Source organism: Bacillus tuaregi (assembly GCF_900104575.1).
Classification (GTDB): domain Bacteria; phylum Bacillota; class Bacilli; order Bacillales; family Cytobacillaceae; genus Bacillus_BD; species Bacillus_BD tuaregi.
This window is the reverse complement of the sequence record NZ_LT629730.1, coordinates 28,950-43,856: the sequence shown is the minus strand read 5'-3', so window position 1 is coordinate 43,856 and position 14,907 is coordinate 28,950. Positions and strand designations below refer to the sequence as shown.

Below are 14,907 nucleotides of genomic sequence, written 5' to 3'. Positions count from 1 at the left end.
TTTTTAATAAAAGAAGGCATGTAAAATGCAAATCACAATTAACTATTATCCTTGGATGTTTGTATTCACTCCGAATAAATGTCTTCCGTAGCCTAACATGCCATCTTCATATAAAGAGGTTATATGTGTTCCAATTGCGATTAAATCACGAGTGAATAGCTCGACTGGATGCCCTTTTAATAAGGCATGCCCGCCTAAAGTCAATAGCGCTTTTACGCCAATTTGAGTACATTTTTCGATAATTTCAGCACGGATGGCCTTGTATTTTGCTCCCTCGTACGGACCGCCTTTATCATTTTCCATCATGGTGATGTATTCAGTTAATAAAGCTTTAGCGGAAAGCATTTCAATTTTTAACTTAGCAAGCACACGTTGGCTTGTAGGGGAGTCTTTTTCGTTTACACCCGAGAAGCGAACACGACCAGCTGTATGCTTTTCGAATTCATCAATGACACGCTCTGCGCCCCCAACAGCCATGGCTGCGAACCCTACGTAGAAACCAGGATAGAATGGTGTGTTGTAGTATAAGTAGTCTTGGTCGAAATCCTCATAAGGTGGTTGGCTCTTTTCAATAATTTTGCTAAAGCGTAAAATCGCCTCAGGCTTAACGAAAACATCTTTGACAATTAATGTATTGCTGCCTGTTCCTCGTAGACCAAGGGGATCCCAATCTTTCACAACCTCTAAATCAGACACCTTTAACAAAATACCTACACGCTCAGGCTTGTCACTGTCTTCAAATTGCATCATTGCCCCAACGCCAACCCAGTCACAGAAATTGATACCACTGACAAAATGGTACTCACCTGAAACAGTATAGCCGCCTTCAACCTGCTCCACTTTTCCAACTGGTGCAAATACGTCGGCTACGAATCCGCCTTGGTTAATGACTTCATCACGAATATGCTTTGGATAGTAGCATACCCAAGAGTTGTGCGCCGAGAAGAAGTAGGTTAACCATGAAGCAGATAAATTATAGTAACCAACCTTACTTACCATATCAACGAATGTACGCCAATCGAGCTGTGGATAACCAAAATCCTTTGGTAAAATTAAACGGTGAATTTCTTCCTCACGAATCATATCTGCGACGCATTGAGAAATCGTCGAGTTGTGATCTGCTTCCTTAGCACCTAACTCTGCCGCTTCACCGATACGTTTTGCTTTTTCCATCATTTCCACATAAAGCGCTTTGTTTTCAAAAAGTACTTTGTTTTCCATTGCCGTTGCCATGTAATCATTCCTTTCAAAAATTATTTATTGTACTGTAACGGTTTGATCTTTTTCTGCTGCTAAAAAATCAATGACAAGCTTATTGACGATTTCTGGTTGGTCCGTTTGTGCTTGGTGACCGCAGTTTTCAATATATTTGAATGTAATGCTCGGTAATAATTTCTCAAGCTTATATCCTGTCTCCACTGGTGCGACAGCATCTTGTTTACCCCAAATGAATAAACCAGGAATGTTTAATTTCGGTAACGTCTCTTTAATGCAATATCGATTCCAAAGCTTTGGTTCTTCATTCATTCTGGCTAAGTAAGCATCGAAGGCTTGATTTGATTCTTTTATGCCTGGACGAGTCGCAGCTTGATGACGTAGTTGAATGAGTTCTTCCGGAATCACTGTGTCTTCACTTGAATTGCGATACAAGAATTTACGTAACGATTCTTCTGTATAGTCGTACCCAATCACTTCTAAGAATGAACGCAGCTTTCTTTCAGGTACTTCTTGCATCGCTTGATAAATGGTATTACTGCCGATGTAAACAACCTTATTTACTTTTTCCGGATGGTCAATTGCATATTTAGCGGCAATGTAAGCACCTTGCGAGTTGCCGACAACTGATACCTCATCTAGACATAATGCTTCAATGAAATCATGTACATGATCCACTAAGCTTTGATGACCATTTACTGGCCATGCGTGAGGACGTGCATCTGTTAAGCCCATTGATAGTTGATCGACTGCGTATGCGCGGAAACCAGCCTTTGCTAATGCAGGTAACATAAAACGCCAACCCGCTGCACCACAAGCTCCAGGCCCTGCACCATGTAGCAAAATGACTGCTGGTCCTTCTGTCCCGGCCCAGGAATAATGGGTACGTACACCATTTGCTAATACGAAACTATTATGAAACCCTTCAAAAATTGTCAACGTTTTGTTCCCCCTTGTGCTAATTGGCTGTTATTTATGATTTTGAGTATATCTTTTATATACGTTTAACATAATAGTGATTTTTATGGAGTGAGTATTCAAAATCTTTAAAATTTATTGAAAACCAAACAGCCCTTTTGTAAGATGGTAATAGTTGAAAAAGAAATGAGGATGTGATTTTCATGAGTGAAGTTGCTTTTGATTCTAGCGAAACGAAAAATATTTTAATGTCGGCAAATGCCTTCCACACACTAAAAAATAATTTAAATGACAACATTGGCTCTCATAAAACGAAAGGTTTCCTCTTCCGATTTGGTAAAGAATTTGGCATGGAATCAGCAAGAAATTATCTCCAAGATAAAAACTCGATCAATCGTGTTGGTAAGAGACATTCGCGCTTAGGTCACGTGAAGGATGTTATTTTCACAGGAGAAATTGTCCGCCATCCGGACAACACGATTGAATGTATCAACACGAGGGGACAATGGGTAGAATCATTCGAAGCAGCATTACACCTGAAAAATTATGGTTTGGCAAATGAATGTGTTTGTCATATGTTATGTGGCTTTGCGAGTGGGGCATTGTCATATGAATATGGTGTGTCGATTATTGCCATTGAGCACAAGTGCGTCGCAAAAGGGGATTCAGGCTGTGAGTTTGAAGTGCGTTTGGAACGTGACTGGCTTGAAGAAAAAGAGGAGCTTATTCAACTTTATCAAAACGACAATATTCTGACTGAGCTTGAAATGACCTATGATACACTTTTGCATCATAAGCAAATGCTCGAAAAAATTTCAATGTTTCAGGGCCAACTCACGCAAAAGGTAACAGATAAGCATTCGATGGATGAAATTGTGCAGACTGCATATGAGCTGTTGAACATCCCCATTTTAATTGAGGATATTCACGGGTCTCCGTTAAGTCAAATGGGTTTAACAGACGAACAGCAGCTAGTCATTAATAAAGATAAGGCGGAATTATCGCATTTTAATGGCAAGCACAACGTTTCACATTACAAGGCTAATACCTATTGGAAATTGACAGCACCTGTTCTTATTAATAAAAAAAATTATGCCACCTGTTCTTTTTTCTACTTTGAGGAAGAGCATATGGATGAAAACGATCACTTATTTTTAGAGCGTATTTCAACAGTCGTGGCCCTATGTATTTTATATGAGGAGGCGCAGTTTGAAGAGCAGCAGCGTATGCGCAGTTCACTATTAGAGCGCTTAATTCATAATCAAAACATCAAGGATATTGAATCCTACTATAAATTTTTACCGTTTAAGTTTCAGCCCCCGTTCTATACAGGTATTATTCGGGTGAAAAAGAAACAGAAAAATAACGAAATTATTGATATTCATGACCAGCTCACACAGCTGTCGAAATTGGCAAAAGCGTGGGATTTACCATGTATTTTTGCAGTGCTTGGGGAAGAAATCGCGCTCCTTAACTCATTAAGTGATGAGCAAGGTTGGCAAAAGAAAATCACGAATATTTTTCAAAAGATGGAGAAGCAAAATAGCAACTATCACTATTCAATCGGGCTTAGCGGAAAGTATACCCACTTTAAGGATTTCGAACGTTCTCTACAAGAGGCACGAATCGCACAGCGCTTCCCCAATCAAATGCTGCTAACCGATTACGAGGATTTGGGGATTCTTGGTGATATTGTAAAGAACATGAGTATCGAACAGCTACATGAAATGGCGAAAAAGACGTTAAAGGACTTATACCAATTCGACGACCCTCGCAAAAAGGAGCTGTTGCACACGCTTTACGTCTATTTATTAAATAGCCAGCGCTTAAAAGAAACGATGGACGAGCTGATGTTATCCATCGGCGGTGTCCAATATCGTATAAAGCAAATTGAAGAGCTGCTGCAAATTTCACTAAAAAACGCATCAACAGCATCGTATACTTTGTTAGTGATTCAGGCGCTCATATTGTCAAATAGCTTAAGCTTTGAGGAATTTGCATGATAAAAAAGAGACAGAAGACAGACTCATGTTTCGAGTTTGTCTCCCGTCTCTTTTTAACAAGAATCCCTCACTTCAAACATGTGGGGGGAGTTTACCGCTCTACAGAAACTCCTAAGTTCATTTGTTCTTCTTCAATCGCACGACGTGCATCTTCTTTCTCAGTTGCTGTAATTTTTAACTTACGTGTAGCCAATAACACGATTGCCGTTACAACGTATAAACCAACTATTAATAACACTCCTGAGTTGAAGCCAGAGCGAACGTCATCTCCTGCAAGTGTAATAAAGTAACCAGTAATCCATGGACCGATTACACCAGCCATACTTGAAATAGATAAAGAAATCCCCGTTACACTACCTACTAGATTTTTCGGAATAATTAACGTTTTAATCGCGGCATTTAACGGTAATAAGCTTGTGTTCATGACTAAGCCCACCCCTAAGAACAAGCATGCTAAAACCGGTGAAGATACAATCGTTGTCATGGCGTAAGAGGCAGCACCAACTAGCAATACGGTCACTAATACACGATCATAGGATTTGATAAGGCTTTTATTTTTCTTGAATAAGAAGTCTGTAAATTTACCTGCAAAAATGGCGAATATTGTACCTGTAATACCCATTCCAGCGAAAATTAAGCTCATACTTTGTGGCTCAAGACCAACGATTTGTGTTAAGTAAGTTGGTGCCCAAGTAAGAACCCAAGTTGTAATCCACATCGATACGAAACCTACAACTAAAATTGATAATACATACGGGTTGATTAGTACTTTTAAAATATACCTGAACGGTACTTCCTTGTTAGAAGCTAAGGATTTGACGTCTTCGACCAGTGGTTGCTTTGGCTCGTCTCTCATAAAGAAGAAGAAGAGTGCCCATGCTAAGCTAGCTACCCCTAACAATGCGAAAGTATGCTGCCAACCATAGTTGGTAATGCCCGTAACTAAAAGTGGTGCAGCTAAATATGTACCAACTGTTGTACCAGAAGTCATAATAGCTGTTGCAACACCACGTTGTGCACTAGTGAACCATCGTGCTAGGTGTACTAGACATAAACCGAGCGTACCACCTTCGAAGAAACCTAAGACAATACGTAGTAAAATTAAGTGTGTTAACGTCTCTACAAAGTAAGCGCTTACTAATGAAAGGGTCCATCCAGAAGCAATCATCATTAATAAATATTTTGTGTTGTAGCGATACGTTAATGTACCTAAAAGAATACTTCCGACAGCGTATGCAGCGAAGAAGCTACTTCCTACTAAACCAAACTGATCATAAGATAAATTTAGTTCAGACATGATTGGTTCTGCAGCTAATCCTAAAACTGATTTATCCGTATAGTTTAATACAGATAGTAAGAAAAGAAACCCTAATACAACCCAACGCATGTAAAATCCTCCCTATATTTCGTATTTTCCCCTCCGCATCGACCTTCATAGAATTATTAGACTTTTCAGAAAACTGAAGACAGTTTCAAGTCTTCTTGTTTCCCCTAAGTCAATTGTTAGAGTTTCAAAGAATCGTTAGAATACTTTCACACCTCCATTTATTATGCAAGAAATGCACATTTCAAAATGATTATTACTTTCTTTTAGGCTTTGTTAAACACTAGTGTTCATTCTCTGAATGCCTATGGGGCATGCGTTCAGCAAGTTTTTCATGCTGAAAAGAAATAGCTGCCCGCACACCCTATAGGCATTTTTCAACCTTCCACAATAACAGAGCCTTCTTTTAAGAAAATAATAGAATTGTGAGAAAATTCGGTAAATGAATCTTCCATGAAATGTATTCTATTTGAAAAAAAAGAGATTTACAAGGAAAAATTGAAGATCCTCATTTAAGTTGGAAAGAGAATAAAAAAAGAAAAGAGATAATTTTTCATTTTAAAAATGGTATTTTTAACGCTAGAAAAGGTTGGTATATCTGAATTTACCCAAAAACTGACAAAAAAAAGATTCATAATTGGTTTTGTATAAATTTTATTGTTTTTATCTGAATTTTCAATAAAATTTAAAATGATATTTTTAAATAGACTCATTTATGATTAAAACATAGGTTAAGAATCGAGGAATGATATGAAAGGTTATCCAAATAAAAGGAACACGGACCATAAGACTTAATTGATGAAGTCGCACAAACGGAAGTTAGACAGAAAAAAGGAGGGTTTTATCATGCAAATTGTTTTTGTGAATGCTCATAACTTACAAGAGATTAAACAATCGGCTCCTGATGTGGCTATGGCGCTTGGTTACTTTGATGGTGTGCACTTAGGACACCAAAGGGTCATTCAAACAGCTAAGGAAAAAGCCAAATCACAAAATTTATCATTAGCAGTACTCTCTTTTTTTCCGCATCCTAAAAGTGTGTTATTTCCCAATAAAGAAGTTTTCTATTTAGAGCCATTAGAACAAAAAGCTGAAAAGCTAGAAAGACTGGGTGTACATATTTTCTACGTGGTTGAATTCACCAAAGAATTAGCAAAAGTAGAGCCTGATCAATTTTTATCTGACTATATCATAGGGTTAAATGCAAAAGAAATTATTTGTGGATTCGATTACACATATGGGGCAAAGGCAAGTGGTACTGTTGATACATTAGCAGCTTATGCAGCTACGCAGCAAGTAGGTCTAACGGTTGTCGAGAAATTCACACGGAACGAACAAAAAATTAGTTCAACATTGATTAGGAGATATTTAACAGAGGGGAAATTGAATGAATTACCGAGTTTATTAGGATCCTTTTATAAAACAAAGTACTGTCAAAAGAATGGTTTACTACCCAATTATTCATTACCCAATGTAGGCAGCTATAAAGTATTGATTGAAGCGCGAAATTTATATATTGAATGTGTTGCAACTGTACTATGTAAAAAACATATTCAGATTCACTATGAAACGTCTACTTTACCGAATTTATTAACAATCCAATGGGTTGACCAATTAGAAACCGTACCAAGCTAATTCTTTATGCTCTTTGAAAGAAGCCTGTGGACATGGAACTTTTTATGCCCTGAAAGGGAAAAAACCGAGTTTCTTCTATTATATATTCGCTGGGCCGGGGGACAGGTCTCCCCTCCAAATTATGAATATCATAAAAAAGCCCTATCACTATCATCCATGTGACAGGGCTTTCTTTGTATCCTCTTAAATGATTTAGTTTTGGGATAAGGGACCTGTCCCCTTGTCGCGCGTTTCAGAGATAAGCTCTTCAAGGATTTCAAGCCCTTGTCTTGTCCTATCTATGCTTAGAGAAAGCAAGGTGAATATTTTATCTATTCTTTTCTTGTAGTCTTGTGGCTTTGTATCAAACCCGTCAATCATTCGAACTGCCTTTTTCTCATTGATGCAATATTCTTCATTCATAGCAAATAAGACTTGATTCAGACATGAGATGGATCGATAACAATGCCCTGTAACATACGAAATATCATCTTTATCGATATTATCTTTCGCAAACATTAGTGAAAAGGATGCTTCGAACATAAAGTAGCCAATGATTGCATCTTTTAAAGGTTTTGGATAGGGCATGGTTTTGGCTTTCAGCTCGGCTATTCGATTTGTTTTATCATCTAATATTTTACAGATGGCGACTTCACCCATATACATAACATTTAGATAGGCATGTGGATGTCCAGTATGGTAATGAGCGGAAACGTTACCTAATAAGGATTCATCAATGACTCGCTCGACTCTATTGATATCGCGAAAGATTAAATCAACGTGATATCCTTGAACAATAATCCATCCACCACCGTTTATCCAAGCACCCCATTCGCCTAAAGATGTAACTACATTCTCTCTATGTTCATCATCGAGTTTAGTAGCAGCCTTGCTAACATCGTTGACATTGAAACCAGCCGATTCATCATAGTAAATTCCAATATCAATATCAGAATCGGGATGATTAGTGCCTCTTGCTCTTGAACCTCCTAAAACAACCCCTACAATGCCAGGTACCCCGTTCAGCTCCTTAATGATTTCATTTAATATATTCTCTACAGCCATAAATTTTTCAACTCCCAAACGGGACAGATTATTATCCCCCAATTATTAATATCATAAAAAAATCCATATCACTACAATCCAACCTGATATTGGCTTCCTTCATATTCTCTTTCATTACCTACCTTTTGGGACAACGGACCTGTCCCCTTGTCCCAGTAATATTAATGAAGCGACCAGATACAGTGCGGTAAAGACGACAAAGAAATAAGTATCATCCGGACAGAACACCATCGAGAAATTAAAACAGAAGTGAACCCAGAAGGCATAAAAAAGATTATCACATTTCTTCATTATAATAGCCATGATAAAGGTCAATGCGGTTAGGAGCACTACGTTTTCAATGATATAAAGAAACAGTGACCAGCCGGTGTAATCGGTTGAGACAAACCAAAGCGGTGCGTGCCAGAACGCCCAGATTACACCCAAGGTAACGTTCCCTTTCAAGAATCCATATCGCTCCTCTAATTCCGGACGTAGGTACCCACGCCAGCCTGATTCCTCGCCGGAAGCTCCCTGTAAAAGCGTAAACAAAAGTGCGCTCGGCAATATGGACCAATCAAAGATTAACTGCTCATTGATGGACGTCTTTTGGGTAATGGATAGAATCAACGCCGATAATATGAGAACACCTGATGCGATGACAAATACTAATAAAATAGGGCCCATTTGCAATTTTTCTTTGAACGCCTTTTGATAAAATTCCTTTACTGTAATTCCAGGCTTGAGCTTTTTCAGCATCACAAGGAGCACAATCGTCGGAGACCAGCTGCATATGACAACAACCCATTGCATCGCCGCTGGCGTACCGTGCAGTACCTGCGATACCAGCCCGCCAAGTCCTAAGACCATTACCCAAAACAATAAGTATGCATTGATTACATACTTCCACATGACAGTAATCCTTTTCCCTTTCATGATACTTCTCCCTTTCTTTTTTATAAGGCTGTGTTAAAGTACATTGTTGATTTTTTAGCAGGTTGATTGTAGTGGAAGGCACGCAGACTCCCGCGGGAGAAGCGAGGCAGTCGAGACCCCGCAGGCACGCAGACTCTCGCGGGAGAAGCGAGGCAGCCGAGACCCCGCAGGCAATCAGTGGCGAGGAGGCTCGGCGGTCGTCCGCAGGAAAGCGAAGTGCCTGGAACGAAAATCAACACTCATGTTTAACACAGCCTTTTATAAAATGAATGTTTATCTTTAAAGGGTAATTAAAAAAACATTGGGAAAACAGGCTCTTGACATACATATTTTACCACTATTTAGGACACAGGGACAGGTCCCTCGTCCCACCAAATACTTCAAATTAGCTAAACCTTCACCGATTCCTAGAGCTTATTATCTAAAGGAAACCGGACAGATGATTATCCCGATTTATTAGGATATAAAAAAGCCATATCACTATATTCCATTGTGATATGGCTTCCCTCGTATTCTCTTAAATTACTTACTATTTGGGACAACGGACCTGTCCCCTATCCCATCTTTTGCTTTAGTCGTTCTTCCAATACCTTGGTCATGTAAAGGAAGTGTCCAGCTTCGCGAACTACATGGTCAGCTAAGAGCGGATTGATGACATTTCGAATTTGACAGGACTGAATAAGCGCCAGCCCCGCCTTCTTAAAGGCTTGAATTTCAGCCGCTGCATTTTCACTATCCTTGTTCATTTTGCTTATGATTGGATACGTAGGACTTTTACGATATAACATCGACTCTACGTCTCTAGCTTGGTTTAATAGAATCTCAAAATCATCCCCAAATTTTCGCGCTTGGTTGACTAAATTTCTCTCAGATTGGTCAAGTAAAGCCGATATAAATCGAGAATGCTCCATCATAATCCGTAACCAGAATACATTCTCATTGATAATGGCGTCTTGAATCGGCTCTAAAATGCCTTGATTTAATTTTTTTAACGTTCTCATAAAATATTCTGCCTCACGCGCAATATGATCAACAAGCAAGGGAAAATTAAATCCACTAATTTTACAGTTCACAATCAAGATGAGCAGGTTTCTTTTAAAATTTCGAAAGCCATAGACTAGTTCAATACTTTCCTCATTTAATTTCCGCACCTGCTCAACATTATTCATCATCTGGTTTGCTTTCTTTTCCTGCTGTTCAAAATAGTGATAAAAACGATCAGCTTGTTGAATAAGAGGCTTATCATTTCTGCTAAAACCTTCTCCTAGGAATAGCGCATGCTCCTTCATTATCCTGAGCCAAAAGCGGTTTTCAGTCAGAGAACGGCCAATAAATAATGCTTCGTTCAGCGGCTCCGGCTTTGCGGCAAAAGACTCAGGCGGGACCAGCATTTGATTAAACTGCTCTGTTGTAATATGCCCGGGTATATGATGCTGATACATAACCAACCTCCAGTTTCAGTTTCAGATTTAACTCATTCAAAAATTCAAATATATAAAATTCATAAGATAAATCTATACCACTATGAAGATATGTTAAGGGAGTAAAAAATAATACAGTCAAATAAGCGGGACGGAGGGACAGGTTCCTTGTCCCACCAAATACTTCCAATTCAACTAAATCCTCACCGCTACATACAGCTAATTCTCTAAGGGAAACGGGACTCATCATTATCCCGATTATCAAGAAATAAAAAAGCCATATCACTCTAATCCGATGTGATATGGCTTCCATCATATTCTCTTACATTACCTTACCTTTTGGGACAACATACCTGTCCCCTCGTTCCACTGAACTTCTACCCGCCGCCGAACACTGTTGATAAACCATAGTTTTTTACTTTTTTTCAGGTCCTCGATTGTTAGTACTTTTTCATGGATTTCTCCGGTTTGTAGTAAGTGTTCTCGGAAGGTACCGGCGAGTAGTCCGCTTTGGATCGGGGGTGTCCATTTCATCCCATCCATTTCTAAGACGACGTTGCCATTTGTAAATTCCGTCAGTTCCCCCTCTTGATTCCAAAGCAGCACGTCATACACAGCCGGGTTCTGCTGTTGAAAATACGAATACATCGTTCGATTCGTCGTTTTGTGATAGAAAAATGGATTGTTTTTATCGATCGGTTCTTCTGCCAAGGCTACTTTTACCGGCGTCACCGGCGGTGTGATGGGCTGCGCTTCTAGCTCCCACTCTCCCTTTTTCGATAAAAGAAAGCGGACCTTGAAATCGCCCTCTTGCTTTTGCTTGGCAAGTGTCTCCAATGCTTGGGAGACCTTGTTCAAATCCAACGGAAAACGAAAGTATTCGGCAGATTGGCTTAAACGGGTCAGGTGTTCCTCTAACAGAAAAAATTCCCCATCCTTGAGGAGCAGGCTTTCTAGTAATTGAAACTCAGGGCGATTCTCTTCAAGCAGCTTCGATTTTGCCAGGATTTCATGGTATTCACCATCTGTCGTGGAATCCCATGTAATCCCACCGCCCACGCCATATGTCGCCCTTCCTGTTTTTGAATCCATCACAACCGTCCTGATCGGTACATTAAAAATGGCCTCACGATGCGGTGTAATATAGCCAATCGCTCCGCAGTACACCTCTCGCGGGGCCTTTTCCAGCGCCGAAATAATCTCCATCGTCTTAATTTTCGGCGCACCCGTAATCGAGCCACACGGAAAAAGCGCTTGAAAAATATCGACTAGTTCCGTACCCTCTCGAAGCTTTGCCGTGATGGTTGAGGTCATCTGATGGACCGTCGGATACGGCTCAATTTCAAATAGCTTGGGCACCTCCACCGACCCCGGCTCGGCTATCACCCCTAAATCATTACGCAGTAAATCCACAATCATCACGTTCTCGGCCCGATTTTTTTCCGAATGATACAACCAGCTCGCCTTTTCCTTATCCTCGAAAAATGAAGTTCCCCTTTTAATGGTTCCCTTCATGGGGCGGGTCGTGATGCGCTCACCCTGTAGGTGGAAAAAAAGTTCTGGCGATGCGGAGAGAATTCGGTGGTCGCCTGTATTCAAATAAGCGCAATAATCGGCGGCCTGGCCTCTTTTTAAAAAATCAAAAAAAGCGATATCGTCACCTGTAAATTGGGAATGAAGGCGAATCGTATAGTTAGCCTGGTAGGTGTTACCCGCTTCAATCGCCCGCTTGATGGCTTGAATCGAAGCATCGTATTCATCCATTGAAACAGAGGGAACCCATTCCGTAAGCGAATAGGTACCAGGGCTACTCAGCGTTCCGGATTGAGGCTCGGAAAAAATGCCAAACCATAAGAAAGGCATCGTCGAATTCGCGTTCACCTGAAAGGCTGGGTCAAATGCCGGCGCGCTTTCGTACGAAAGATATCCAGCCGCATAATATCCGGCTTCAATCGCCTCCTGAATCTCCTGAAAACATACGCTCACGTCCTCCAGCCTGTTGGCCGCTATGATTTTCAATGGTTCACTAAATACCATTGGTTGAATTTCACCAGTAGAAGAGGCAAATTCAAAGGATAATAGTGGTTGATTTTGATTATTCATTTGCTTTCTTTTCCCTTTTTAATTATTTTTCGAAAAAATTTCGTATCATCCTTTTCCCGCTGCTCGTTAAAATTGCTTCAGGATGGAATTGAACTCCTTCCACGCTGAAACGCTTGTGGCGGAGGGCCATAATTTCTCCATCCTCACTGCGAGCCGTGATTTCGAGGCAGTCGGGAAGCGTGGCTTCGTCGACAACCAAGGAATGATACCTGGTGATGGGTGTAGGGGTGGGCAACTCTTTAAAAAGCGAGCGCTGATCATGGTCCATTAGCGAAATCTTTCCATGCATCGGCTGCTGCGCTTTTTTAATTTTCCCACCAAACGCTTGGGCAATGATTTGATGACCCAGACAGACGCCCAATATCGGAATGTCTTGATGGTATGTTTTTACAATATCCAAACAAATCCCTGCCGTATCCGGATTTCCAGGGCCGGGTGAAAGGAGAATCGCCTCAGGCTTCATGGTCTGAATTTCGTCCAAAGTCACTTCATTATTCCGCCGCACAACCAAATCCCGCCCGATTTCTTGAATGTATTGCACAAGGTTATATGTAAAAGAGTCATAGTTATCCACAACTAAAATCAATGTACTATTTAGCTCCTATATCTATCATAAATTTTTTTCATTCAACAATAGGTTAATTATAGATAATAGAAGGGTAATTGTGAAGTTGGGACAGGTCCCTCGTCCCACTTATTACGGATAATACCTTTGTTCCAAGCAAATGATAAAATAGAGGGTTTATTGGAAGAAAATTATCCATAATAAAACCAATATGAATATTTTTATCTTGTTATTTGTGATTTTTGTGGAAATATCAATGAGTGAAGCTTTTTACACTAATGAATATGAAGGAAAATACTATGAACTTATTCTGGTCCCATACGATTTGGTATTTGTTATTAGGTGTTCTATCTATCATTCAAATCATTTATACCGTTTATCATTCCGAAAACCGTTGCAGAACCTTTGCATTCTTTTTGACGCTCGTCGCACTTCCTTTATATTTCGAAACCATAATCCTGATTTATTTTGACGCGTATGTCTATTATCCGAAAATCATACGTAATCCAAACCTCGATTCCTTTAATGATGTGTTAGCGGGTAATCTTTTCTCGCAGTTCGGTGTCGCATCTTCAGCACTGTTCCTATCCGTTCAGCGTAAACGATTTTATTGGAAGGTAGCCTTTGCGCTCTTTTATTGTGCGGTGGAAGAGCTCTTTATCGCAATGGACATCTATCGTCAACATTGGTGGAAAACTTGGATGACCTTCTTTGGATTGTTGCTATTTTTCACCCTTTCAAAATGGATGTATAACCGCTTAATCCGAGGTATTCGACCTATATTGTATTACGGCTATATCTATTTGGGTATGTTCCCAATCTGCACCATTCTGTTACTGTGGGGGATACTCGATTTAACCGGTCTGATGCGATTTTCGGAAACTTTATTCTCTAACCCTAAAATAAGCCGTTATAGTCTTTATGTGATCTTTTTTTCTATTTGTTATCCACTGATTATATGGGGATACATACAACATCAGTGGATTTTGAAAATCGCAGCATCGACCTTGGTAGGTGTTATGATTTACACAGGGTACAAATATCATTTGCTAATTTTCCAAGAGGGTTGGTTCTGGCCCATTAGCATCCTGATGATCCTTTGGATGAATATCTCAGTATGGATATTAGACACCTTATACGGAGTGGGACACAGGTCCACTGTCCCGAATTAATATATGGTTTTCTTGATATTCTCTTATATTACTTATACTTGGGACAACGGACCTCGTCCCACTTACTTTGGAGGTAAATACATGAGTGAAAATAGTTCAACAAACAATAATCAAACAAAAACGGGGGAGTGTGAGCTGATCCATACACGCATCTTTGAGGCGCCACGGGAGCTTGTTTTTGAAGCGTGGACAAATCCAGACTACTTGGACAAGTGGTGGGGACCTTCTGGGTTTACAAATAGTTTTCACAAATTCGACATGCAACCTGGGGGGACTTGGGAATTCACTATGCACAGCCCCGACGGAACCGACTTTTCGAATAAAATAATCTTTATCGAAATCGATAAGCCTGAGCGGATTGTCTTAAATCATGTCTCAAGTCCTAAATATCAGATAACAGCCCTATTCGAGGAACTTGGTCACAATACAAGACTCACTTGGCGCCAGACTTTTGAATCTGAACGAATCTTTAACAATGTTAAGATATTCGCTGAATCAGGTAATGAACAGAATTTGGATCGCCTTGAGGCTCAACTTGTAAAGATGCAGCCCCTTCTTTAACCATTACTTTATAAGGGGTACAGGGACGGTC

At 40.0% G+C, this 14,907-nt stretch carries 12 protein-coding genes; 4 read left to right on the top strand and 8 right to left on the bottom strand.

From position 1 onward, the window contains the following. Nucleotides 1–45: 45 nt before the first annotated feature. Nucleotides 46–1,233 carry an acyl-CoA dehydrogenase family protein gene (locus tag BQ5321_RS00955; RefSeq protein ID WP_234978341.1) on the bottom strand — a complete coding sequence of 396 codons (1,188 nt, stop codon included), beginning with the start codon at nt 1,231–1,233 and terminating at the stop codon, nt 46–48. 24 nt (nt 1,234–1,257) lie between these two features. Then, nucleotides 1,258–2,154 (bottom strand): alpha/beta fold hydrolase, encoded by an 897-nt coding sequence (locus BQ5321_RS00950; protein ID WP_071392764.1) that lies wholly within the window; start codon nt 2,152–2,154, stop codon nt 1,258–1,260. 182 nt (nt 2,155–2,336) lie between these two features. On the opposite strand from BQ5321_RS00950, the gene BQ5321_RS00945 reads away from it, so the two are divergent. Next, on the top strand, nt 2,337–4,136 hold the full coding sequence (locus tag BQ5321_RS00945) for a helix-turn-helix domain-containing protein (protein WP_071392763.1): 1,800 nt from the start codon (nt 2,337–2,339) through the stop codon (nt 4,134–4,136). A gap of 91 nt (nt 4,137–4,227) precedes the next feature. Here the strand turns inward: BQ5321_RS00945 and BQ5321_RS00940 are convergent, their stop codons facing one another. Continuing rightward, entirely contained in the window at nt 4,228–5,523 is a 1,296-nt protein-coding gene (locus tag BQ5321_RS00940; protein WP_071392762.1) for an MFS transporter, read from the bottom strand. Between the two features lie 783 nt (nt 5,524–6,306). Between BQ5321_RS00940 and BQ5321_RS00935 the strand changes: the two genes are divergently transcribed. Beyond that, on the top strand, nt 6,307–7,095 hold the full coding sequence (locus BQ5321_RS00935) for an FAD synthetase family protein (protein ID WP_071392761.1): 789 nt from the start codon (nt 6,307–6,309) through the stop codon (nt 7,093–7,095). 192 nt (nt 7,096–7,287) lie between these two features. Here the strand turns inward: BQ5321_RS00935 and BQ5321_RS00930 are convergent, their stop codons facing one another. The 5 genes from BQ5321_RS00930 to BQ5321_RS00910 form a co-directional block, all read right to left on the bottom strand. Continuing rightward, nucleotides 7,288–8,139: a nucleotidyltransferase domain-containing protein gene (locus BQ5321_RS00930; RefSeq protein ID WP_071392760.1), complete on the bottom strand. Its 852-nt coding sequence runs from the start codon at nt 8,137–8,139 to the stop codon at nt 7,288–7,290. 114 nt (nt 8,140–8,253) lie between these two features. Then, entirely contained in the window at nt 8,254–9,054 is an 801-nt protein-coding gene (locus BQ5321_RS00925) for a CPBP family intramembrane glutamic endopeptidase (RefSeq protein ID WP_071392759.1), read from the bottom strand. 554 nt (nt 9,055–9,608) lie between these two features. After that, complete coding sequence (locus tag BQ5321_RS00920) at nt 9,609–10,496, bottom strand: DUF2935 domain-containing protein (protein WP_071392758.1); 888 nt, start codon at nt 10,494–10,496, stop codon at nt 9,609–9,611. A gap of 306 nt (nt 10,497–10,802) precedes the next feature. Next, on the bottom strand, nt 10,803–12,578 hold the full coding sequence (gene pabB, locus BQ5321_RS00915; RefSeq protein WP_071392757.1) for an aminodeoxychorismate synthase component I: 1,776 nt from the start codon (nt 12,576–12,578) through the stop codon (nt 10,803–10,805). 22 nt (nt 12,579–12,600) lie between these two features. Continuing rightward, nucleotides 12,601–13,164, bottom strand: a complete 564-nt coding sequence (locus BQ5321_RS00910; RefSeq protein ID WP_071392756.1) for an anthranilate synthase component II — start codon at nt 13,162–13,164, stop codon at nt 12,601–12,603. Between the two features lie 278 nt (nt 13,165–13,442). Between BQ5321_RS00910 and BQ5321_RS00905 the strand changes: the two genes are divergently transcribed. Next, on the top strand, nt 13,443–14,315 hold the full coding sequence (locus BQ5321_RS00905; RefSeq protein WP_071392755.1) for a hypothetical protein: 873 nt from the start codon (nt 13,443–13,445) through the stop codon (nt 14,313–14,315). Nucleotides 14,316–14,396: 81 nt separating this feature from the next. Further along, nucleotides 14,397–14,876: an SRPBCC family protein gene (locus BQ5321_RS00900; protein WP_071392754.1), complete on the top strand. Its 480-nt coding sequence runs from the start codon at nt 14,397–14,399 to the stop codon at nt 14,874–14,876. Nucleotides 14,877–14,907 lie beyond the last annotated feature (31 nt).